Consider the following 22431-nt stretch of genomic DNA (forward strand, 5'->3'; position numbering starts at 1 on the left):
TGAGTCCGAATGAGATGGCTTCCGTCGACTGCCGGAAATGGAAAAGGGCCCGACCCGCTTAGCGGATCAGACCCTCTACCTGGTCAAACTGTGTCGGGGTGGCGGGATTTGAACCCACGACCTCTTCGTCCCGAAGCAAATCGAACTCCAGTTCCCATTAGTGGAGCATGGTGTGTGACCTGCGCTGATGGTGCCACAGCGTCCGCCGACGTTCGTGATCGTCTGCGCTGATTGTCACGCAGATAGCCACGCAGGAGTCCTGCCAGGCTCCTCACCGTTAGGGTGCAGTCTCAGCCGTTGGATCTTTTGCCTCGTCTGCTTCGGGGAGCAGGACGCCTGCAAGTTGCGGGGGTACAGGCTGGTCTTGAAGTATGAAGGTCAGGGCGACAAGGGCTCGCTTGACGGCTTGGCTTTTTCCTCTCGCGAGTTCGAGAAGGGCGGCATTAAATCCCTCGCTGATCGGGTCTATGACATCTGGGGTTATAACACCCATGCCAAAAAGAGGGCGCATAAGCTCCAGAGCTGCAGCCTCAAGATCGCCTTTGCGGCGATTCTCCTCGGCTCGCATGATCGCCCTGAAAAGAGTCTGAGCTTGATTCGTCTCTATCCAGGCTGCTACGACAAGCGGAGGATCCTCACTGGCTAATCGATCGGCTTCAGAGTCTGGAGCAACCGCGTGAGTGAACATTGCGATTGCAATAAAAAGGTTGCGCGGGTGCTCAAAAATCTCCCAGAACCCTATATCGCGATGCAGTGGATGGAGTGATGACAAACCTTTCGTGGGCACCAACATGTTATTAGGGCGCACATGCAGCCCCATGCTGTGCCCCTTATAGTCGATCGACGCCCCGTCTTCCTCAAGGTTTCCTACATCGGCTGCCTTGAGTCGTCGACGGACCGCTACGGGGCTGAACTTCCTCTTCAGGATTCGATCTTCGGCGGACAGCCACTCGTCTGCATGTGCAGGGGTTAGCGCAAAGTCCATAAGAAGAAATTGGATCTCAAGGATGTCGCGCATCGCATCGAATGCCACTGCCCAATAACCGGAGAGCGTCGCCTCGATCGCTGTTTCAAAATCTGCTGTGCAACGGTCGATCAAGAACTTCAGAGGCTTTAGATTTGCCTCTGCCTCGAAAGCTCCTGAAATTTGATCGAGCTGGACGAGTAGTTCGTTCGCACCCTGAAGCCGGATGTTGCTGAGAAGCTTCGCGGACATCTCCGTTCTACGTCCATGGGATCTCTGAAGTGCAACGCCCAGGCGAGGCATAGCACTAGCTGTGACAGCAAGTGATTCGTCGTACGAGGGCGAGGGGGTCGTCATGAGGAACGCTCCGCTAACGAGCCTACTGGATGGTGTTGTTCGCTGCTCTACCAGCTACGGTGCTGCGCTTTCTCTATGATGCAGGGTTTCGATGCCTCTAGAAAGCGAATTAGCTCGTCGACAGGTCACAGGGCGTCTTGGAGGAGGAGCTTCTGTAGCGACACCCAACCTCCTGCGCCTGTACGTCGGTGGCATGGGTGATCGGTCGGGGTCGGCTGCCACTCAAGACGTGATGCGGAGACCAACGTATGGGCGTAGTCGGAGCTGCGGGAGTCTTGGCAGCGGAGCCCGTGGTGACCGTTGACCACAGGCATGTCTGCACCAAGCGTCCGCAGCGTTCGGGATTCGACGGGCTGAGGGCACGGATTCGCAAGACCATCGTTGAACTAGTGCTGAAACACCGGGGTAAGCCCGGCGGCCGGTGTTTCAGCCATGCCGGGGACAGCACGGCCCGCGTTGTCCCTGATGTGTCCCCTCCGCCGGAGACATTTCTGCAGCTCAAGAGGAGGTGGGGGACGCTGGAGACAGCAGGGACACGTCATGGTGGTGAGGTTGCCAGTGATTCTTTGATCACCATTGCGCCGGGAGTACCTGCCGACGCCAGGTCCTGGGCGGTCCGTTGGAGTTCGATCACGGCGTAGGCGTTGAGCGCCGTGGCTTCCGGAGCGACATTCAGAGCTGTGGCGACTGCTGCTTCGGCGTCGCCTTGGAGGGCTTGGGCGCGGGCGAGGCAGGCTCCGAACCAGGCTCTGTCGCGGCGGTAATGGTCGGGCAGGGTGGACAGGCCGCGTTCGAGGTAGTCGGTGGCGCGGCGGCCGTCGCCGAGTTCCAGTTCGGCCATGCCGCGTTGCATGAGGAACCAGCCCTCGTCGTAGAAGTACATCCAGGGTGGTTCGTCTTCGGGGTGTTCGGCGGCGGTGCGTATGAGCTCTTCGGCTTCGGCGAGGCGGGTGCGGGCCTGGTTGGCCTCGCCCATCTGGGCGTGGCCTCGGCCGGCCATTTGGGCGGCCATGCCTCGGACGCCGTAGGTGGTGCGGCCGTCGTGCCAGCGGGAGGCTTCGGCCAGGCGGATGCAGCGTTGAGCGTCGCCGAGGCTCCAGGCTTGGTGGGCGCGCATGTTCAGGGTGGTGGAGGCGAGGCAGGCGTCGCCGGCCTCGACGGCCCAGGCATGGGAGCGGTCGTACCAGGCCAGGGCGGCGGCGTGCTGACGGGAGTCCTGGCACATCCAGGCGAGGAATTGGGCGTACTGGGCCAGGGCGGCTACGGCGCGGTCGGCGAGGGGGCCGCGGGCTCCTCGGGCCAGGTCGGCCACAGTGGACAGCTGGGCGTGGATCAGCGGTAGGAGAGGGCGGCTGCCGATCGTGTCCTCGACGCGGCGGTGTTCGGCGAGGCAATGTTCCAGCCATTCCACCGTCGCCAGATCGACGCGAGAGGGGTGCTCAATGGCGCGGGTGATGCGTTCGTAGAGGTCGGCGTCGGGGGCCAACGTGGGGAGGGCGAGAGCGGGGACGGGCTTGATGATGGTGCCGAACAGCTGGTCTTCGGTCAGGCCGAACGCCTTGCAGTAGAGCTGGGTGTAGAAGGCATCGGGGCGGTGTTCGCCGGTCTCGTGGCCTCGGATGCGGCGGATGACGTTCGGCAGCTCGGGGAGGGGTTTGTCGGACGCCTTGGCCAACTCTTGTGCCAGCTCGCGTTGGGACCAGCCCTTGCTGTTGCGGGCGGCGAGCAGGCGGCCGGCCCAGACAGGGGCCGTGGCGTTGTCGCTCATCCGGTGCACCTCCGGGGACAGGCGGACACGGGGGCGGACAGCGGGGTTCGCCGCTCGGTGTCCTCTTCTGACGTGGTACCGCGCATGGCTCTCATGTAGTCGTGCACCAGGACATCGATGGTTTCTACTCGTGGGCTGCTTGCGATCAGTACGGCCGTGGGTCGTGCGGCATAACCGGTGAGGCCGAGCAGGCGGCCGCGCTTCTGCGGCAGGCGCTTGAGTCGTTAGCGCCCGGTGCCACGGGCTCGGTCCAGCTCGTGCATCTCGACCGGTACGCATCGAACCCCTCCTACATCTACGGCGCGATCGTGCTGCGTCTCCGTTGGCGACGACCACCGTCGCCAACGGCTGACGCCGAGCCGACGTGAACGCCAGATCAGCCGTCGCAGGAGGCGACCGCGGTTGCCTCCTGCGCGCGAACCGAAGGCAAGCCCTCATGTACGTGTGGACGCCGCATGTCCCGTACGGTCCGCGTCCTGTCCGGGTGCGGGAGATCTCGTGTTGCGGTGAGTACGAGTGGTGCTGCGAGGCAGGGCAGTTCCTCATCCGTCGCCACAGTGAGGAGAACGGGTACGAGGAGACCGCCCGAGGGCGCCACGCCACCGCTCGCCTTGTGTGGGCTGCGCTGATCGCCACGCACAGGCACGGGCAGCGCAAGCCCTGATGGCTCAGACATCGGCCTGGGCGTCGGCATCGACGATGTTCTCGACGGGGGTGGGGACCGCCCGCCGCTGGAAGCAGGCCCCCGAGTCACGTCCCGGCACCTCGACGGTGCGGACGTGCTCGAAGCCCTGGTCCAGGTAGTAGTGCTGGAGTCCGTGGTTGTTGCGCCACACGTCCAGGCGGAGCCAGGGGAACCCACGAAGTGCGGCTTGGTTCACTGACCAGTTCACGATGTCGGCCCCCAGGCTCTCGCCTGCGCGGTCCCGTGCCAGGAGGAGCTTGTACAGATAGAGCGCCGGCCCGTCGCTGTCGGGGTTCCAGAAGTCGAGATCCGGCCGGGTGTTCAGGGTGACGGTGGCGATCACGTCACCGTCGTCCTCGAACACCCAGGTCTCGCGGTTGGCGATGTTGCGGCGGATCTTCTCGCGGCCGACCTCGTCCCACTTGGCCGTCCACTGCTGGATGCCACGTCTGGCCAACCAGCGTTCGGACTCGGCGCGCAGCCCGATCACGCGATCGGTGTCGCTCTCCACGGCGAGGCGGGCCACCAGGACGGGGCGCTCAGCCATCGCCGTACCCCACTTGGTAGATGTACTTGGACCCGTTGCCCGGTCTGATCTGATGCAGCACCAGTACCGGCTTACCCGATGTGGTCAACGTAGTCCGCACTACTTCGAGTACGGCCATGACGCCCGACAGCTGGAGCCGTTCCGTCTCCTGGCGGGAGGCGATCCGCGGGGTCAGCTCATCGAAGTGGTCGCGCATCGGACACCCCAGGTCGGCCAGGACCTGCGCCGTGTTGACGCTCTCCGGCTCCATGATCCGGGTGTCCTTCACGCAGTTGTACGCGTAGTAGGAGTCGGCCAGCGATTCGGGCTCGTTCGCGGGCTCGCCTGGGCCGGGGCCGATGTAGCGGACGCGGCTGCGTACGACGACGCGCTCGTTCTCCGGGATGCCCAGGCGCTCTGCGACCGGTGTTCCAGCGACCATGTGGCTGCCGGGCAGGATGCTCACGCTGATCGTCTGCCGGTGGGAGTAGCCGGCGGCTTCAACGTCCGCCGTCCAGCCGTCCGTCTGGACGTTCTCCAGGCGTTGCGGGTCCTGCCACTTCGTCATGTGCCAGGTCATGCACAGCGACTCGCGGACGTAGAAGCCCTTTTTCGGGACCGCCACCACCAAGCCCTCACCGATGAGCGCCTGGTACGCGTGCCGCACGCTCAGCGACGACACCTGCTCCTGTTCCATGAGCTCCGACGTGCTGGGAAGCCGGTCCCCTTCGGCGTATTCGCCGCTCAGGATGGCCTGTCTTAGGTCTTCGGCGATCCGTGCCGACACGTCTCCACGGAGCGTGTCGCGCCGCCTCTGGCTGGGCATGTTCGCGCCCCTCTCATTCGCCTTGTTCAAACAAGTATGCCAGCAGTGATTGACGCTGCTTGTTCGCCTTGTTTAAATAAGACGCACCAGGGGATGATCAGCCCAGCTGACCAGCCCAAACAACGAAGAAGCCGGGGTGCGGTCCCTAGTCGCCAAACCAGTCCCGCACCCCGGCACCCCTTCTAGAGAGGTGTCCTCATCATGACCCACGGGTCCAAGACCATGCGTGTCGTCCCTGACGACTTCGCCGAGCCCGTCCAGTGGTTCTGTCTCATGTGCGACAGCGTGGAGGAGACCACGCCCGGCGCTGAGCCGCCGTCGCCGCCGATCTGCCCCACCTGCATTCACCTCGCCCTCGTCCAGTCCCTCCGGGCGCTGGGGGTGGAGCTGTGAACGACCAGTACGACGACGACGTCACCGACCTCCTGGACGACCTCATCAACGCCGAACCGGCCTGCGACTCCACCCAGGCCGTGCTCTTCACCGGTCCGGACACCGAGACCGACGAGGAGCGATGGGTGCGGGAGGCCACCGCCAAGGCCATCTGCCAGACCCGGTGCCCGGCCCGCGCCGCGTGCCTTTCCTACGCCATGGCGCTCGACCCGGAGGAGGGCGTCTGGGCGGGCTACACCGCAGAGGAACTGCGGGACGTGCGTCCGCTCCTCACCTTCCTCCCGTCCCGCCGTACGAACGAGGTGGCGTGATGGCCGCCCGCTTCCAGTGCTGCGAGTGCGGCAAGCGGACGCGCAGCCCGTTCGGGTGCCGTTGCGGCAGTGGCCGGCCGATCCAGCGCTGCGTCATCCACGGCGTTCGCGGCCAGGCCGGATGTCGCGTCTGCCGCATGCTCGTCCGTTCCTGCCACTGATCGGAGACCGCCCATGTCCGGCGACCAGCTTCCGAACACCATCACCGACCAGCAGTGGGCGCGACTCCAGGCCAGCGCCCGCAAGGCCAACCCGCGCCTCGACCGCTTCTCCGACCCGGAGGCGATCGAGCGCCGCAAGCAGTCCGCCCAGCAGTTCAAGAACCGCCAGTGGAACTGACCATGATCACAGCCCTCGTCTACCTTCTCGTCTTCCTCGCCGGTGCCCTGGTCGCCGAGCTGCTGCGCATGGGCCAGGAGCGATTCCGCTTGTGGCAGGTCGCCCGCCTGACCGTCCAGCGGGGCGGCTCACCGGATCTCATCGCCCGGTTCTGGGCCAGCCGTCCACAGAACTGGTGCAACAAGCCCGGCTGCCCGCGCTGCTGGGGACGGCGGTGGAGCCGATGAACCCGACCCACGACCGCCCCGCAGACCTGCAGAACGGAGCAACCGTCATGAACGACCAACCTGCCGCCGGCCCGCGTCCGCTGTCGGAAGGAGAGCAGATCCTGATCTCGGTCACGGCCGCCGCAGTCGGCGTGCTGGGCCTGGTCGGGTTCGTCATCTCCTTCGCCACCGTCATGAACGCGGCCAAGCCCACCTTCGGAGCGCTCGCCTTCCTGCTGCCCTTGGGTGTGGACCTGGGGATCGGCGTGTTCTCCGCGCTGGACATCGTCCTCGCCCGGCTGGACATGCGGGTGCGCTGGCTGCGCTTCATCCCGTGGACGCTGACCGCCGTCACCGTCTACCTGAACGTCGCCGCCTACACCGGTGTAGCGGACGGGCCTGACTGGTTCGCCGTCATCGCCCACGCGATCCTGCCCGGCCTGTGGGTGGTGGCCGTGGAGATCGGCACGCATGCCGTACGGAAGCGCGCCAACCTGGCCAACCCGTCCCGCCGACTCGACAGCATCCGCGTCTCGCGGTGGGTGCTGTCCCCGCTTCTCACGTTCGCTCTGTGGCGACGGATGGTGCTCTGGGAGGTGCGCTCGTACCCGGACGCTCTGAACCGCGAACGTGACCGCATCCTGGCCAAAACCGACCTCCAGGACCGGTACGGCCGCCTGTGGCAGTTCAAGGCCAGCCGACGCGAGCGCGCCCTGTACAAGCTGGGCGAACTGGCCCCGGCCGGTGCCCCGGTCCACGTCGAGAGGGTACGTCTCACACAGCCTTCGACTCCTCAGCGTCCGGCTCTGGCTGCCGCGCCCGACCGTAAGCCGTCGCCTCGCAAGGCCAGGACGCGCAAGGCCACTCGCCCTGCCGTCGCACCGTCCGAGGTGGACGACCTGATGCCGCTGGGCTGGCAGATCGCCGCCGACCACGAAGCCCGAGGCATCACGCTGACCCGCGACCGGTTGCGCGACGCCATGCGCCAGACCGGCCAGTCCATCTCCACCGACCGCGCCGGAGCGCTGCTCGCCCGCCTGCGGTCCGAGACCGGTCCGACCGCCGAAGAGACCGGACGCGAGGCGGCCTGATGGAACGTTCCATCGCCCGCCCTTCGACCGGCGATCCACCACACCCACCGACCACCCACACCAGGCAGGACGAGACGCGGTCCGACCGCACATCGTCCCTGCTCAAGCCAGTACGGGACGCGGCCTCATCCGCCAAGACTCCGGCCGCGCCCCGTAACCCCGCCCGCAGTTACGCACACGAGGTGCACACATCATGACTCATCACCCGCACGAGCACGAAGACCACACCGAGGAAGGCGACGACCTCAACGCCTTCGACCGCACCGAGCACGGCGGCGAGGTGGTCCCGCTGCACGCGGTCCGCCGACGAGCCAACCGCGCGGACGACCAGGAGCCGGACCGCGACAAGGACGAGTTCTTCGACCGCGAGACGATCGCGGTCGAAGGCACGGTCCTCGGACCTCCGGTCGACCCGCCGGACGACGACGTGCCGTACCGCTCCAGCACCGACCAGCGTCGCGCGCCGATCGTGCCGGCCACCCTGCGCTCCTGGAAGGCCGCCCGCTCCATGCTGGTCTGGGCCGCCAAGGACGCCGGATACGTCGTCGGCTATCACGCTGTCCGCTCGCCCAAGTACGCCGCCAAGGCCACCCTCTACGCACCGGTCGGGTTCTTCCGCGCCACCGGCAAGCTCCTCCACTGGGCCACAGCGGAGGAGGGCAACTGGGCACTTCGCCAGTACGCCGCCGACCGCAACGACCCGGAGACCTGGCTCAAGCTGGACAGACAACGCCAGCGGCAGTCGCGGTGGCGTTGGTCCGTCCTGGTCTGCCTCGCCGTGACGGTCCTGATCGGCCTGCTGGTGTTCCTGCTCGCCGACATCCCAGCTTGGGGACGCCTGCTGACCATCGCCGTGGCCGTGCCACTGCTGGCCCGTGCGGGAAGGCCCACAGACAAGCCCATCACCGACCGCGTGTCCGAAGGACCGCGCTACCGCAAGCTCACCGCCGAGGTGGTCCGCCGCGCGCTGCTGTCCTGCGGCATCTCCGGCATCAACCAGGCCGTGAGCAAGGACCAGCACGCCATCAGCTTCCCGCAGGACATCCACCGCGACGGCCCCGGCCACCTCGCCATCATCGACCTGCCGTTCGGCGTCGAGGCCGCCGACGTGGTCGCCCGGCGCGGCCGGCTGGCCTCCGGCATGCGCCTCCCGCTCGACCAGGTCTGGCCCGAGCCCGGCGACGGCCACCCCGGCCGCCTGGCCCTGTGGGTCGGTTACGAACCCGCGTCCCAGATGAAGCAGCCCGCCTGGCCCCTTCTCAAGGACGGCAAGGTGGACGTCTTCAAGCCGTTCCCGTTCGCCACCACGCCGCGCATGGACACGGTCAACGCGGCCCTGATGTTCCGCAACTGGCTGGTCGGCGGCCAGCCCGGCTCCGGCAAGACCTTCGCCCTGCGTCTGGCCGTCCTCGCCGCCAGCCTGGACCCGCGCGCCGAGCTGCGCGTCTACGAACTCAAGGGCGTCGGCGACTTCAAGGTCCTGGAGCCCGTCTGCACCGAGTACGGCAACGGCTTCGACGACGAGACCATCGCCCGCTGCTCCGGAATGATCCGCTGGCTCTACAAGGAGTGCGAACGCCGCTCCAAGCGCATTGCCCACTACGCCCAGCTCGGCAAGGCCCCGGAGAACAAGGTCACCCCGGAACTCGCCTCGCTCAAGGACTCCGGCCTCCACCCGCTGATCGTCGCCATTGACGAGATCCAAGAGCTGTTCCTGCACCCGAAGTACGGCAAGGAAGCCGGGGAGATCCTGGAGAAGGTCATCAAGCTGGGCCGCGCCCTGGGCGTGATCCTGCTGATCGGCACCCAGATCCCCGACAAGGACAGCCTGCCGACCGGCATCACCCGCAACGTCAACACCCGCTACTGCATGAGCGTCGCCGACCAGGTCGCCAACGACATGATCCTCGGCACCTCGATGTACAAGAACGGCTACCGCGCCACCATCTTCGAGCCGGTCAAGGACGCCGGTTGGGGCATCCTGTCGGGCCTCGGCAAGCCCGCCGCCCGCCGCTCCTTCGAGGTGGACACCGACAAGGCCAAGCAGGTCGTGGTCCGCGCCATGCAGCTACGCGGCCTGGCCGGCACCCTGCCCGAAGAGGGCACCCAGACCCGCCTGGACGCACCCACGTTCGACCTGCTGTCCGACGTCGCCCAGATCTGGCCCGCAGGCGAGACGGCCGCCTGGAACGAGACCCTGTGCTCGCGCCTGGCCGAACTCCGCCCCGACTTCTACACCGGCTGGGCCTCCGAACAGCTCACCACGGCACTCAAGCCGCACGGCGTACCCGTCCAGGCGATCGGCCGCCGCATCGACGGCAAGGCCATCACCAGGCGCGGCATCCGCCTGGACGACCTCACCGACGCCATGGCGGAACGTAACCGCCGAACTGGCACCGAGTGACCCCGCCGGAGGGTGCTAGCGCTAGCGGCTGACCCTGCTATCGCTAGCACCCCCGCTAGCGCCAGAAATAAGCCATGGCCAGGGCGTTAGCACGCTAGCGCCCTCGCTTGACGACACCCAAAAACGGCCCAGGAGGCCCGCCATGACCCCTGCCACGCTCACCGCTAGCGCAGTGATCGTCATCGTCCTGTTCATCACCGTCCGTTACGCCGCCAAGTGCTACATCCGGCCCTTCCGCCGCTGCCGCTCCTGCCGGGGCAAGGGCCGCAAGCCCAATCGCATCGGACGCGGCACTCACGACTGCCGCCGCTGCCGCGCCACCGGCCTACGCCTCCGGATCGGCCGCCACATCTGGAACCACGCCCGCGCCCTGCACCGCACCCGCTGACTGGAGCACCCCATGCCTATGAAGAACCTGACCCGCTACGCCCTCGCAGCTGCGGCCCGAGGCTGGCACGTCTTCCCGCTCGCCCCGAACGGCAAGACCCCGCCCCGCGGCTTCACCGCCTGGCAACACCGCACCACCACCGACCCGGCCACCATCCGCCGCAGCTGGCAACGCCCGTACAACGTTGGCATCGCCACCGGCCCGTCCGACCTGGTCGTCATCGACCTGGACCAGCCCAAGCACGACGAGCAACCACCACCGCAGTGGAACCGCCCCGGCATCCGAGACGGCGCGGACGTCCTCGCCGCCTTCTGCGAGGAGGCCGGCCAGCCGCTCCCGCTGGAGACCTTCCAGGTCCGCACTCGACGCGGCGGCCTGCACCTGTACTTCACCGCACCCAATGGAGTCACCCTGACGAACACCCAAGGCGGCAACGGCGGCCTCGGCTGGCTGATCGACACCCGCGCCAACGGCGGCTACGTCGTCGGCCCCGGCAGCCACGTCACCGACGAACACGGCAGCGGCACGTACGAAGTCCTGCACCCGCTCCCACCCGCACCGCTCCCGGCCTGGCTGGTCGAACGCCTACGTCCTGCCCCGCTCCCACCACAGAAGCCAGTCACGGTGCCCCTCGCATCCGACCGGCGCGGTTCCTACATCCGCGCCGCCGTCCTCGGCGAGCTGGACCGGGTGGCCAACTCGCCACCGCACGGCCACAACAACGCCCTCTACCTCGCTGCCGTCGCACTCGGCCAGCTCGTCGCCGGAGGCGAGCTGAACGCGGCCGCCGTCACTACGTGGCTCACGGAGGCAGCCACGCAGATCGGCCAGCCCTACCGCGAGGCCCAGCGCACCATCGCATCCGGCCTGCGCGCTGGAGCCCGCCGGCCCCGGACGGTGGCCGCATGACCAACGACCGCACCACTCACCTGCGCCTGGTCAACGGTGATGCCGTCAATGCGCCCGGCCAGCCCGTGCCGTTCCGCACCTCCTGGACCGCCGACGAACTGATGGCCATGACCTTCCCGGAGCCCCGCTGGGCGGTCCCCGGCATCATCGCCGAAGGACTCAGCCTCCTGGCAGGCCCTCCCAAGGTCGGCAAGTCCTGGCTCAGCCTCGGCCTGGGCATCGCCGTCGCCAGCGGCGCCAAGGCCCTGGAAGCCATCGAACTGGAGCCCGGCCCCGTCCTCTACCTCGCCCTGGAGGACACCGCCCGCCGCCTCCAGAACCGCATGGGCAAGATCCTGGGCGGCCAGCCCGCACCCAAGGATCTGACCTTGGCCACCACCTGCCCCACCCTCCCGCAAGGCGGGGAGGAGGCCATCGCCCGCTGGCTCGACCGCAACCAGAACGCCCGCCTCGTCGTCATCGACGTCTTCGCCAAGATCCGAGGCAACACACCACCCGGCCTGTCCGCCTACGACGCCGACTACGCCGCCATGAGCCGCGCCAAGCGCCTGGCCGACACCTACGGCGTCGCCGTCGTCCTGATCCACCACGTCCGCAAGATGGCCTCAGAAGACTTCCTGAGCGAGGTCTCTGGAACCAACGGCCTGGCCGGAGCAGCGGACGCCACCCTCGTCCTCAAACGCGCCAGAGGTACCGCAGACGGCGTCCTGCACGTCACCGGACGCGACGTCGAAGAGGCCGAATACGCCATGGCCTTCCAACCAGCCGCCGGCCTCTGGCACCTCCTGGACGGCCCACCTGAAGACCACGCGCTGTCGGACACCAGAGCCGCCATCGCTCGCCACGTCCGCGCCAACCCGAACAGCACGCCCAAGGCCATCGCCGACGCCACCGGCCTGTCCCACGAGAACGTCCGCAAGACCTGCCAGCGTATGAACGCCGACGGCCAACTCTGCGTCAACGCCACCGGCCACTACCGCCTCCCCGGGACAGAGTCCCCGGCAGGCGTCCCCGGCGTCCCAACGGTCGCCAACCATGCCACGACCAGCACCAACGCCCACATCCACGAGGGACAACCGGCCCTGTTGCCTGTCCCCGCTGTCCCCACCGATGAGGAGACCCACCTGTGACCACCTCAGCGCCGGACAGCGTCCGGCAGGCCGACACCCAGCTCTACCGCGTCACCGACGCCATGCGACTGCTCCGCATGAGCCGAACCGTCATCTACGACCAGATCCGTACCGGTCGCCTGCGCTCGGTCAAGCAAGGCCGCGCCCGCCTTATCACCCCCGGTGCCATCCGCGACTACATCGCCCTCCTGGAGAAGGAAGCAGAGGAAGCAGCCTGATGACCAAACGACGCAGCAGAGGAGACGGCGGCCTCCACTGGGACGACAAGCGCCAACGCTGGATCGCCACCGCCAGCCTCGGCTACGACCCCAGCGGCAAGCGGGTCGTGAAGCGGGGCAGCGGCAAGACCAAGACCGAGGCCAAGAACAAGCTCAAGGAGGTCCTTCGCGACTACGAAGACGGCCTGGCCATCGCGCCGGCCGACTACACCGTGGAGCGCGCGGTGAACGACTGGCTGGCCTACGGCCTGAACGGTCGGGACCCCGCGACGGTGAAGACCTGCACGATCCTGTGCAGGACCCACATCATTCCTGGCCTGGGCGCTCGGAAGCTGCGGGACCTGAGCGCGGAAGACGTAGACAAGTGGCTCGCCACCAAGGCGAAGACGCTGAGTACCCGGACCCTTCAGGGCCTGCACGGCTGCCTGAACCGCACGATCAAACGAGCGATGGCGCGGGACAAGGTCAAGCGAAACGTGGTGGCCTTGTGCTCGGTCCCGCAAGGGAAGGAGGGACGCCCGTCCAAGGCGTTGACGTTCGCCCAGGCAGAAGCCGTACTGAAGGCCGCCGAGGACTCCAAAATGCACGCATACATCGTCCTGTCCCTGCTTACCGGGGCACGCACCGAGGAGCTACGGGCGCTGACGTGGGATCACGTGGACCTGGAGGGTGATCCCATCGCCAATCCGCCGATACCGCCGCACGTAGCGGTATGGCGCTCGGTACGGGCCGGAGGAGACACCAAGACCCGGAAATCCCGTCGCACTCTCGCATTGCCCCAGCGGTGCGTGGACGTCCTTCGCGAGCGGCGTGCAGGGCAGCAGCGGAGCCGAGGGGATGCCTGGTCAAGTCGCGAGCTAGTGTTCGCCACTGTGACGGGTGCACCCCTCGATGCGGCCAACGTCCGCCGTGACTTTCGCAACGCCATTCAGCAAGCGGAAGGCGTGGACGCAAAAGCCTGGACGCCTCGGGAACTCCGCCACAGCTTCGTCTCACTTCTGTCAGACAATGGCGTGCCTCTGGAGGAGATCTCCCGATTGGTCGGTCACAGCAGTACCGCTGTCACCGAGGCTGTGTACCGGAAACAGATTCGTCCAGTTCTCCAGTGCGGCGCGACGGCGATGAATCAAATTTTCGATAGCCGCAAGTAGCGACCTTGGGCGTGTCTGAAGCCCTTAGGCACGCCCATTGCTGGACTCACGCGCTCGTCCGTGTGGCGATCCAGGCAATTAGTCCTGCGATCGCAAACGCGCAGGCGGCGCCGGTTATCGCTGCGCGCTTTATCCATATCCACTGCGAGGGGGAAGGTGGCCAACCTGTTCCTTCCACTTCCTGCAATGTAACCGATACATCTCTTAGTTCTGTCGCTGCATCAATAAGTAGCTGCGTCTCGCTCGAAGTCGTAGTCGAAGTTGTGGAGCGGTTCTCGGTTGTGGAGCGTGTCACGTTTCGAGAAGCACTGATGAATTGCTCCACCAGATGCCAGGGAACATCTTCCCCTGCCGTGTTTACAAGCCGAACCTGATCCTCCAGTTCCGTGAGCTTGCTCGACATCGCCCAGAGGCGGTCTGTGCTAGCAGGGAGGTGCTCCAAGCGGCTTGCGGCATGACGGAGCTGTGACGCAGTATCCTGCAAGTGCTTGAGATCGTGAGCTGCCTCGTAGAGAAAGCTCGTGTTGTCTTGCAGGTGGCTCAGTCGCATGGCTGCTTCATGCAGAAGCGTCGTATTGTCCTGCAGGTGGCTGAGGCGCATCGCTGCCTCGTGAAGCATCTGGACGCTATCGTATGGGTGATTGAAAGCCTCAAGCACTAGCGACCGGAGTGTGTCGACTGTTTCGCGGCTTGCTGACTTGAGATCTCCAATCGCATTGAAGAGGTCGTTCTTGGTTTCGGTGATGGCGGTTGCCATCAAATCCTTCAGTCCGTCTTCGGTGAGTCCGGTAAGGCCATTCAAGGCAGTAGCGTAATCGCCTTCACGATCCTTTTTCCAAGCCCTCAGGAGTTCGACAGGATATTTGCCAGCCGACGGTTTCCGGTCTATCTGTTTGTGATGGCCATCGCAAAGCAAAAGCATGTTGCTGAAGCTTGTACGTTCTTCTATGGACATGCTTGGATCGTGCCGCGGTCCATTCGGTTCACCACAGATATGGGCTACGAAGGCGTAAATGTATGGATTGCCATCTTCGAGAATTTGTACCACTCGTCTTTGGCACTTTGGCGCGTAGCAGTAGCCTCGGCTCACGAGGAACAGAGCCTTCTGAACTGCCTCGGGGATGCGGTCCTTGCTCATCTGCTGCCTCTACACGTCTCCACAGGAGGATGGCCGACGTTCCACACGCTAGAGGTAGCGACCGACAATTCTGGAGTCTCAGTGTGTCAGGGTGGCAGACAAGGCCAAACCCTCAAGGCGACATGCAGGACGACGACGCTAGCACCGCTACGGTCCTCTGATGTGGTGTTGAGCGCTCTCGAGCACGTAGTCACGCAGTTAGTCACTCAGAAGACAGAAGAGGCCGCTTCCGATCTTCGGAAGCGGCCTTCTACCTGCGGCGATACTGTCGGGGTGGCGGGATTTGAACCCACGACCTCTTCGTCCCGAACGAAGCGCGCTGCCAAGCTGCGCTACACCCCGGTGCACGCCCGTCTTGCGCGTGCTTGAGAAAGTCTAGCGGACTTCGCGGGTACTCGTGACCGCCTCAGCGTCGCGGAACCAGCGTGAGCAACGTCGCCTCCGGGAAACACGCGAAACGGGCCGGTGCGTACGGCGAGGTGCCGAGTCCGGCGGACACGTGCAGCCAGGCGTTCTCGTGCCGGCTCAGGCCCTTCACGCGGGCACGGTCGATGCCGCAGTTGGTGACCAGGGCGCCGTAGAAGGGGACGCAGAGCTGGCCGCCGTGGGTGTGGCCGGCGAGCAGGAGCTGGTAGCCGTCTTCGGCGAAGCGGGTCATGTTGCGGGGCTCGGGGGAGTGCATGACGCCGAGGCGGAGGTCGGCGTCGGCCGGGGCCGGGCCGGCGACCAGGTCGTAGCGGTCGCGGGAGATGTGGGAGTCGTGGATGCCCGCCACCGCGACGTCGAGGTCGCCGATCTTGACGCGGGCGGTGGTGTTGTTCATGTCCAGCCAGCCCTCGGCGGCCATGCCGGCGCCCAGTTCCTCCCACGGGAGGTTGGGGATGTGCTGACGGCGGTCGTTCTTCGAGGTACGCCAGAGGTAGCGGGCCGGGTTCTTCGGCTGGGGGGCGTAGAGGTCGTTGGACCCGTAGACGAACAGACCGGGACGGGACAGCAGCGGCTCCAGGGCGTGCAGGAGCGCGGGGACCGCTTCGGGGTGGGCGATCGAGTCGCCGGTGTTGACCACCAGGTCGGGCTCCAGGGCGCCCAGGGAGCGCACCCAGTTGATGAGCATCGTGCGCCTGGGGGTCAGGTGCAGGTCGGACAGGTGCAGCACGCGTACGGGACGCCGCCCGCGCTCCAGCACCGGCACGTCGAAGCGGCGCAGGCGGAACCAGTTGCGCTCCACGACGGAGGCGTAGCCCAGCCCGGCCAGGCCGAGACCGATCATGGACAGGGGCACTGCGACGGCTTTCCTCACGTACTCATGATGCCTGACAACGGGCACGAGCCGTCCCGGCAGACGGCAAGATGGACCGCATGAGCGCAATGAAGGACAAGCTGAAGGCCGATCTCACGGCCTCGATGAAGAGCCGGGACGAAGTCCGTCTCCGGACGATTCGCATGGCTCTGGCGGCCGTGAACGTCGAGGAGGTGGCGGGCAAGGCGGCCAGGGAGCTCAGCGATGACGAGGTCATCAAGGTGCTGACCAAGGAGGCCAAGAAGCGGCGCGAGGCCGCCGAGGCGTTCCAGAACGCCGGACGCACCGAGCAGGCCCAGGCCGAGCTGGACGAGCAGGCGGTGCTGGAGGAGTACCTGCCGGCGCAGCTCTCCGACGAGGAACTGGCCCAGATCGTCGACGCGGCCGTGGCCGAGACCGGCGCGTCGGGGCCGCAGGCCATGGGGCAGGTCATGAAGGTGGTCAACCCCAAGGTCGCGGGCAGGGCCGAAGGCGGCCGCGTCGCCGCCGCCGTCCGCGCCCGCCTCAGCGCCTGACCCCGGCCCCCTCCCCCCACCGATCGCCACACCGCGCCGCCTTCGCGTGGGACGCCTTCGCACGGGACGCCTTCGCACGGGACGCCGCCCCCCGCGACCCGAGCCTCGGGGCACCGCCCTCGGGGCACCGCCCTCGGGACACCAGCCTTGGGGGCGGTAGCGGCCCCACAGGACGACGGAAGTGGTCCGCGGTGGCGGCGACGGCCCGACAGGGCGGGTGGCGGTTCACATGGCACCGGCGGTCCGACGGAGTGGCTCGTGGTGGCGGCAGCGGCCTAGAGGCGGTGGTGGTGCGAAGGAGCCGCGGCGATGGTCCGACGTGGCGCTAGCGGTCCTATACGGCTGCGGCGTTCCGACGGAACGGCTGCGGCGGTCCGACGCGGCGGCCCGAGGGGGCGGCAACTGGCCTACAGGCGGTGGTGGTCCGAGAGAGTGGCGCTGCCGGTTCACCGGGCGGCCGCGGCGACCGGGCCGCGGCCGACCGGGCCGCGACGTCTGGCTGAGGGGCGTTGTGGGAGGTGGTCGGGGACGGCCGGCTGAGGGCCGTCCTCACGAAGCCTCTGAAGGCGTTGTGCGAGGGGCTGGACGGCCATGGAGGGGCAATCGGTGGCCAAGGCCGTTCGGGGCCGCCCAGTGTCTCTCAGCGGCGGGTTCGGCCCGCCGGGGCTGTGGGCCCGAGGTTGGCCTGGCCGCCGAGCCCGTCGCCGAGCCCCCCGCCGAGCCCTCCGCCGCCGAACCCGTTGCCCGGCCGCTGCCAGTCGCCCGGCCCGCGCCCGTCACCGCCGCCGCCGTCGCCACGGTCGTTGTGGTCGCCGAAGAAGTTGTCGAACGGATCGCCGTCCCCGGGCCCCTCGTCGCCGCGCTTCTTCTTCTTGGGCTTCGGCGCGCACTTGTCGGAGCAGCCGCCGAACCGCGAGTGGTCCACCGGCGTGAACTCCACCGGCTCCACCCCCTTGAGCGCCTGCATCATCGCCTGCTTCCAGATGGGCCCGGAGATCGAGGCGCCGTACACGTACGGGAAGTACTGGCCCCCGATCGTGACCCCGATCAGCTTGTGGGTGGAGGCGCCGCGCGGGTCGCCGAGGCTCACGGCCGAGGACAGGTTCGGGGTGTAACCGGCGAACCAGGCGGACATGTAGTCGTCGGTCGTTCCGGTCTTGCCGGCCGCGTCACGACCGATGCCGCCCACGCCGCTCATCGTGCCCTTGGTGAACACGCCCGACAGGATGCCGCTGACCGCGTCGGCGACCTCCTCCTCCATGACCTGCGAGCACTTCGGCTTGTACTGCTTGGCGGCGCCGTTCCTGTCCTTGATCTCGGTGATGGCCAGCGGCTTGCAGTACTGGCCGCGCGAGGCGAACACGGCGTAGGAGTTGGCGATCGTCACGGGGTCGACCTCGTTGACGCCCAGCGTGAACGTCTCGACCTCGCGCAGCTTGCCGCCGTCGGCCCGCTTGACGCCGAGGCGCTTGGCGAGCTTGACGACCTTGCAGAGCCCGACCTCCTGCTCCAGCTTGAGGAAGAACGTGTTCACCGAGCCCCACGTGCCGGTCTGCAGGGTCTTGAAACCGCCGCCGCCCTCGCTGGAGTTGTGCGCGGTGTGCGAGGGGTCGCCGACGTTGTCGCCCTTGCAGTCCTTGAACGAGTTGTAGCCGCTCGCGGTGAACCCGGCCGGCGAGGGGAAGCCGTCGCCGTACTTCAGGCCCTCCTCCAGGGCGGTGGCCAGCGTGTACGCCTTGGCCGTCGAGCCCTGCTGCAACCCGCGCCCGCCGCCGTGCGCGGCGTCGGCGACGACGTTGTAGCTCATCTCGTTCTTCTTCTTGCTGCCGCCGAACTTGCGCGAGGCCGCCATCGCCTTGATCTCGCCGGTGCCGGGCACGACCATGGCCTGCGCGGCCACGGGCTTGTCCTTGGGGCTGACGTACTTCTTGATGGCCTTCTCGGCGGCCTTCTGCATCTTGGGGTCGAGCGTGGTCTTGATCGTCATGCCGCCGCGCTGGAGCAGCTTCCTGCGCTCGTCCTGGTTCTTGCCGAAGTCGTCGTTGTTGAGGATCTCGTACTGGACGTAGAGGCAGAAGTACGGGAACTTGCTGGCCTCGCAGCCGCCGGGGAACTTGACGTCCTTGTAGCCGAGCTTCTCGGCCTTGGCCGCGTCGGCCTCCGCCCGCGTGATCTTGTGGATCTCGGCCATCCGGTCGAGCACGGTGTTGCGGCGCAGCAGCAGCCGTTCGCGTGACTCGGGGCCGACGTTGGGGTCGGTGCGGGCCGGGTTCTGGACGGCGCCGGCCAGCGTGGCGGCCTCCGACAGGTCGAGCTCGGAGGCGGGCTTGTCGAAGAAACGCCTGGCCGCGGCCTGGATGCCGTGCGCGCCCGCGCCGAAGTAGGCGATGTTGAGGTACTTCTCCAGGATCTGCTGCTTGCTGTACTTGCGCTCGATCGCCATGGCATACCGCAGCTCCTGGAGCTTGCGGGACATCGTCGGGGCGATGGCCGCCTGCTGCTCCTCCGGCGTCTCGGCCTTGTTGACCAGCACCTGCTTGACGTACTGCTGGGTGATCGAGGAGCCGCCCTGCATGACGCCGCCGCCGGTGAGGTTCTTCACCAGGGCGCGGGCGGTGCCCTCGACGTCGATCGGGCCGTGCTCGAAGAAGCGGAAGTCCTCGATCGCGATCAGCGCCGTCTGCATGATGGGCGCGACCTTGTCGAGGGTCACGGACTGCCGGTTCTCGTAGTAGAACTGGGCGATCTGCTTGCCGTTGGCGTCGACCAGCTTCGTGCGTTCCGGCAGCGGGGGTTCGTCGAGTTCCCTGGGCTTGAGTTCGAGTCCGTCCATGGCGGTCTTGGCCGACACGCCCGCCCCGCCGACCGCCGGCAGCGCCACCGCCGCCGCCAGCACACCCGCCGCCGTCCCGGCGATGATCAGACGCAGGACGCTGAGGAGCGGGTGGGAGCGGTCTTTGCCCTTCGCTTGCACGCTCCCAAGGGTACGTCGAAACACTGTCCTTATCGGTAACACGACACCATTTCGCCTTGACTGGGAGGGGTGACTAGTCATTCCCGGTCAACAGTCCGGCGAGAAATTGGTCCTCTGGGGTCTGTCGGCCCGAACGTGAAGTTGCGTACGTTCATCCTCTGCGGCAACTGAATACGGAGGCTCGGCGCCCGCGCCCGTCGGCCCCAAATGACGACTGACCACCTAAGGGGAGTGGGGTCGAAAAATGTGGATCACGGATTGGACCTCCCGTGCCGCCTGTAAGGGTGCGGACCCGGACGCGCTGTTCGTCCAGGGCGCCGCACAGAACAGGGCGAAGCTGATCTGTCGAGGATGCCCGGTCCGTACCGAATGCCTCGCCGATGCGCTGGACAACCGCATCGAGTTCGGGGTGTGGGGCGGTATGACCGAACGCGAACGCCGCGCGCTGCTCAGGCGCCGGCCCGACGTGGACTCGTGGCGCGACCTGCTCGAGTCCGCGAAGGAAGAGTACGAACGGACCAATGAGCTGATCGCGGGCTGATCTGGCCCGCGGCGGGAGAGCACGGCCGGCGCCGCCCGTCGGCCGTGCTTTCTCTACGCGCTCGCCAACAGGTTCCCGATCTGCCGCAGTCCGGCTAGATCGTGGACATCTCCGGACATCGCACGTACCTGTGCCACGGGCACCGTGGGATGAGCCGAGACGAAATGCTCCTGCTCGCGGCTCTCGCGAGTGGCGAGTTGCATCCGGCCGGTGTGCAGCCGCAGCACAGCGGCCGTCAACTCGTGTTCGCCCCTCGACTCCAGGTCCTCGGCCGCGGCGGCGCTGCGTGCCGCCGAGAGCGCCGAGCCGGGCGACACGTGCACCCGGTTCACCACGAGCCCGGCGAGGGGCATGCGCTCCTCGGCGAGCCGTTCCACGAAGTACGACGCCTCCCTCATCGCGTCGCGCTCCGGCGCGGCCACCACGAGGAAGGCCGTGCCCGGCGCCTGCAACAGCTGGTACGTCATCTCGGCCCGCTGCCTGAACCCGCCGAACACGGCGTCCAGGGCGGACACGAACGTCTGCAGGTCCTTGATCACCTGTGCGCCGAGCAGCTTGGTCATCGCTCCGGCCATCAACCCGAACCCGGCGTTGAGCAGCCGGAACGCGCTGCGTCCGCCCGCCTTGGCGGGGGCGGTGAGCAGCCGGATGAACCGCCCGTCGAGGAAGCGGCCGAGCCGCTCCGGCGCGTCCAGGAAGTCCAGCGCCGACCGCGAGGGCGGCGTGTCCACGATGATCAGGTCCCACTCGTCGGAGCGGCGGAGCTGGCCGAGCTTCTCCATCGCCATGTACTCCTGCGTGCCCGAGAAGCTGGAGGACAGCGACTGGTAGAAGGGGTTCGACAGGATCTGGCGGGCCCGCTCGGGGTCGGCGTGCGCCTCGATGATCTCGTCGAACGTGCGCTTCATGTCGAGCATCATGGCGAAGAGCTGGCCGCCGCCCTCGGGCGAGCTGACCAGGCGCGGGGTGTTGTCCAGCTCGGTCAGGCCCATCGACTGGGCCAGGCGGCGCGCCGGGTCGACGGTCAGCACCACCGCGCACCGGCCGCGTTCGGCGGCGCGCAGGCCGAGGGCCGCGGCGGTCGTGGTCTTGCCGACGCCGCCGGAGCCGCAGCAGACGATGATCCGGGTGCCCTTGTCGTCGAGGATCGCGTCGACGTCGAGGGGGATGGGCTTCTTCACACTGCTCCCCGGTGGGTGCGGAGGATTTCGGCCAGCTCGTACAGGCCGGCCAGGTCGACGCCGTCGGCCAGCAGCGGCAGCTCGACGCGCGGCAGGCCGGCCTCGGCCAGCGACTCGCGCTCGGCGTGTTCCAGCTCGGTGCGGCGGGCGTGCTCGACGACCTCCTCGGCGAGCGCCTCGGCCATCGCGGCGGCGTCGGAGGTGTCGGCGAGACCGGCCGCCTTGAGCCCGAGCGCCAGCTCGCCCACGTCGAATCGGCCCTTGACAGCCATGTCAAGAGCGGCCGGTGGAAGCAGTGATTCACGGACCATGTTGATGAAAACGCAACCTGCGGGAAGCCCGGCCGAGCGCAATTCGGCGACCCCGTCGAGGGTCTCCTGCACCGGCATCTCCTCCAGGAGGGTGACGAAGTGCACCATCGTCTCCCTGGATTTCACGACGCCGTTCACGAGTTCCGAGTGGTTCTTGATGGGTCCGACCTTGGCCAGGCCGGCGACCTCCTGGGTGACGTTCAGAAAGCGCGTGATGCGGCCGGTGGGCGGCGCGTCGAGGACGACGGCGTCATAGACCCGGCGCCCGTTCTTGCCCCGCCTGCGCACGGCCTCGGTCGTCTTGCCGGTGACCAGGACGTCGCGGAACCCGGGGGCCACGGTGGTGGCGAAGTCGACGATGCCCATCTTGGTCAGCGCGCGTCCGGCCCTGCGCATGCCGTAGAACATCTCCATGTATTCGAGCATGGCCTCTTCGGGATCGATGGCCAGCGCGTACACGTCGCCGCCGGAGGGCGCGACGGCGATCTTGCGCTCCTCGTAGGGCAGCGGCGGCAGGTCGAAGATCTGGGCGATGCCCTGCCTGCCCTCCACCTCGACGAGCAGCACCTTGCGCCCGCCCGCGGCCAGTGCGAGGGCGAGGGCGGCGGCGACGGTCGTCTTGCCGGTGCCGCCCTTGCCGGTGACGACGTGCAGCCGCACGTCGCCCCAATCCGTGTCCGGAGAGTCCACGTTTCGAGGCTACCGAACGGTTACTTGTCGAAACCCGACGGCCACCGTTTGATTGCTCACATTGTGGTCACCGCCCCCCGTATGGGTGGGGTGACAGGCCGGGAAGCGGCTTTCC

The 22431-nt window shown here is 67.2% G+C and carries 23 protein-coding genes and 1 tRNA gene; 14 read left to right on the forward strand and 10 right to left on the reverse strand.

The features are described 5' to 3' along the window. Window positions 1-277: 277 nt before the first annotated feature. Window positions 278-1216: a hypothetical protein gene (locus ACWCSD_RS06520; protein WP_449913398.1), complete on the reverse strand. Its 939-nt coding sequence runs from the start codon at window positions 1214-1216 to the stop codon at window positions 278-280. Between the two features lie 643 nt (window positions 1217-1859). Further along, window positions 1860-3089 carry a helix-turn-helix domain-containing protein gene (locus ACWCSD_RS06525; protein WP_449913399.1) on the reverse strand — a complete coding sequence of 410 codons (1230 nt, stop codon included), beginning with the start codon at window positions 3087-3089 and terminating at the stop codon, window positions 1860-1862. A 101-nt stretch (window positions 3090-3190) separates the two neighbouring features. On the opposite strand from ACWCSD_RS06525, the gene ACWCSD_RS06530 reads away from it, so the two are divergent. Next, window positions 3191-3457, forward strand: coding sequence for a hypothetical protein (locus ACWCSD_RS06530; RefSeq protein ID WP_449913400.1), 267 nt, complete (start codon window positions 3191-3193; stop codon window positions 3455-3457). Window positions 3458-3757: 300 nt separating this feature from the next. On the opposite strand, the gene ACWCSD_RS06535 is transcribed toward ACWCSD_RS06530, so the two are convergent. Next, entirely contained in the window at window positions 3758-4321 is a 564-nt protein-coding gene (locus tag ACWCSD_RS06535) for a GNAT family N-acetyltransferase (RefSeq protein ID WP_449913402.1), read from the reverse strand. Continuing rightward, a complete protein-coding gene (locus ACWCSD_RS06540; RefSeq protein WP_449913404.1) occupies window positions 4314-5087 on the reverse strand; it encodes a GntR family transcriptional regulator in 774 nt (257 codons plus the stop codon). The genes ACWCSD_RS06535 and ACWCSD_RS06540 overlap by 8 nt, the downstream gene beginning before the upstream one ends. A gap of 240 nt (window positions 5088-5327) precedes the next feature. On the opposite strand from ACWCSD_RS06540, the gene ACWCSD_RS06545 reads away from it, so the two are divergent. The 11 genes from ACWCSD_RS06545 (at window position 5328) to ACWCSD_RS06595 (ending at window position 13666) form a co-directional block, all read left to right on the forward strand. Beyond that, window positions 5328-5519 carry a hypothetical protein gene (locus ACWCSD_RS06545; protein ID WP_449913405.1) on the forward strand — a complete coding sequence of 64 codons (192 nt, stop codon included), beginning with the start codon at window positions 5328-5330 and terminating at the stop codon, window positions 5517-5519. Then, window positions 5516-5830, forward strand: a complete 315-nt coding sequence (locus tag ACWCSD_RS06550) for a WhiB family transcriptional regulator (protein WP_449913406.1) — start codon at window positions 5516-5518, stop codon at window positions 5828-5830. The genes ACWCSD_RS06545 and ACWCSD_RS06550 overlap by 4 nt, the downstream gene beginning before the upstream one ends. 174 nt (window positions 5831-6004) lie before the next feature. Then, window positions 6005-6169 (forward strand): hypothetical protein, encoded by a 165-nt coding sequence (locus ACWCSD_RS06555; protein ID WP_449913408.1) that lies wholly within the window; start codon window positions 6005-6007, stop codon window positions 6167-6169. A 2-nt stretch (window positions 6170-6171) separates the two neighbouring features. Continuing rightward, window positions 6172-6396 (forward strand): hypothetical protein, encoded by a 225-nt coding sequence (locus ACWCSD_RS06560; protein ID WP_449913409.1) that lies wholly within the window; start codon window positions 6172-6174, stop codon window positions 6394-6396. 47 nt (window positions 6397-6443) lie between these two features. Then, window positions 6444-7466, forward strand: a complete 1023-nt coding sequence (locus tag ACWCSD_RS06565; protein WP_449913411.1) for a DUF2637 domain-containing protein — start codon at window positions 6444-6446, stop codon at window positions 7464-7466. 193 nt (window positions 7467-7659) lie between these two features. Then, window positions 7660-9870 (forward strand): cell division protein FtsK, encoded by a 2211-nt coding sequence (locus ACWCSD_RS06570; RefSeq protein ID WP_449913412.1) that lies wholly within the window; start codon window positions 7660-7662, stop codon window positions 9868-9870. Window positions 9871-10012: 142 nt separating this feature from the next. After that, the gene (locus tag ACWCSD_RS06575) at window positions 10013-10258 is read left to right on the forward strand and encodes a hypothetical protein (protein ID WP_449913414.1); all 246 of its coding nucleotides are present in this window, start codon (window positions 10013-10015) and stop codon (window positions 10256-10258) included. Between the two features lie 12 nt (window positions 10259-10270). Next, window positions 10271-11167, forward strand: coding sequence for a bifunctional DNA primase/polymerase (locus ACWCSD_RS06580; protein WP_449913416.1), 897 nt, complete (start codon window positions 10271-10273; stop codon window positions 11165-11167). Next, a complete protein-coding gene (locus tag ACWCSD_RS06585) occupies window positions 11164-12297 on the forward strand; it encodes an AAA family ATPase (protein WP_449913418.1) in 1134 nt (377 codons plus the stop codon). The genes ACWCSD_RS06580 and ACWCSD_RS06585 overlap by 4 nt, the downstream gene beginning before the upstream one ends. Beyond that, window positions 12294-12515, forward strand: coding sequence for a helix-turn-helix domain-containing protein (locus ACWCSD_RS06590; protein ID WP_449913419.1), 222 nt, complete (start codon window positions 12294-12296; stop codon window positions 12513-12515). Before ACWCSD_RS06585 ends, ACWCSD_RS06590 begins: the two co-directional genes overlap by 4 nt. After that, the gene (locus ACWCSD_RS06595; RefSeq protein ID WP_449913421.1) at window positions 12515-13666 is read left to right on the forward strand and encodes a tyrosine-type recombinase/integrase; all 1152 of its coding nucleotides are present in this window, start codon (window positions 12515-12517) and stop codon (window positions 13664-13666) included. Before ACWCSD_RS06590 ends, ACWCSD_RS06595 begins: the two co-directional genes overlap by 1 nt. A gap of 46 nt (window positions 13667-13712) precedes the next feature. Here the strand turns inward: ACWCSD_RS06595 and ACWCSD_RS06600 are convergent, their stop codons facing one another. The 3 genes from ACWCSD_RS06600 to ACWCSD_RS06610 all read right to left on the reverse strand — a co-directional run bounded on the left by ACWCSD_RS06600 (window position 13713) and on the right by ACWCSD_RS06610 (window position 16074). Next, complete coding sequence (locus ACWCSD_RS06600; protein ID WP_449913422.1) at window positions 13713-14804, reverse strand: hypothetical protein; 1092 nt, start codon at window positions 14802-14804, stop codon at window positions 13713-13715. A gap of 268 nt (window positions 14805-15072) precedes the next feature. Further along, window positions 15073-15146: transfer RNA gene (locus tag ACWCSD_RS06605), tRNA-Pro, on the reverse strand. A gap of 64 nt (window positions 15147-15210) precedes the next feature. After that, complete coding sequence (locus ACWCSD_RS06610; protein WP_352321394.1) at window positions 15211-16074, reverse strand: metallophosphoesterase; 864 nt, start codon at window positions 16072-16074, stop codon at window positions 15211-15213. Window positions 16075-16163: 89 nt separating this feature from the next. Between ACWCSD_RS06610 and ACWCSD_RS06615 the strand changes: the two genes are divergently transcribed. Next, entirely contained in the window at window positions 16164-16619 is a 456-nt protein-coding gene (locus ACWCSD_RS06615; protein ID WP_397154732.1) for a GatB/YqeY domain-containing protein, read from the forward strand. A gap of 640 nt (window positions 16620-17259) precedes the next feature. Here the strand turns inward: ACWCSD_RS06615 and ACWCSD_RS06620 are convergent. Beyond that, window positions 17260-19593, reverse strand: a complete 2334-nt coding sequence (locus ACWCSD_RS06620; RefSeq protein ID WP_397154731.1) for a transglycosylase domain-containing protein — start codon at window positions 19591-19593, stop codon at window positions 17260-17262. Between the two features lie 244 nt (window positions 19594-19837). Here ACWCSD_RS06620 and ACWCSD_RS06625 point away from each other — a divergent pair, with 244 nt between their 5' ends. Continuing rightward, window positions 19838-20134 (forward strand): WhiB family transcriptional regulator, encoded by a 297-nt coding sequence (locus tag ACWCSD_RS06625; protein WP_090771382.1) that lies wholly within the window; start codon window positions 19838-19840, stop codon window positions 20132-20134. A gap of 53 nt (window positions 20135-20187) precedes the next feature. Here the strand turns inward: ACWCSD_RS06625 and ACWCSD_RS06630 are convergent, their stop codons facing one another. Together ACWCSD_RS06630 and ACWCSD_RS06635 are read right to left on the reverse strand one after the other, a co-directional pair. Beyond that, window positions 20188-21315, reverse strand: coding sequence for an ArsA family ATPase (locus tag ACWCSD_RS06630; RefSeq protein WP_364327527.1), 1128 nt, complete (start codon window positions 21313-21315; stop codon window positions 20188-20190). Further along, window positions 21312-22316, reverse strand: coding sequence for an ArsA-related P-loop ATPase (locus tag ACWCSD_RS06635; protein ID WP_397154729.1), 1005 nt, complete (start codon window positions 22314-22316; stop codon window positions 21312-21314). Before ACWCSD_RS06635 ends, ACWCSD_RS06630 begins: the two co-directional genes overlap by 4 nt. Window positions 22317-22431: the final 115 nt, after the last annotated feature.

It is taken from the genome of Nonomuraea sp. NPDC001684, from assembly GCF_053596515.1.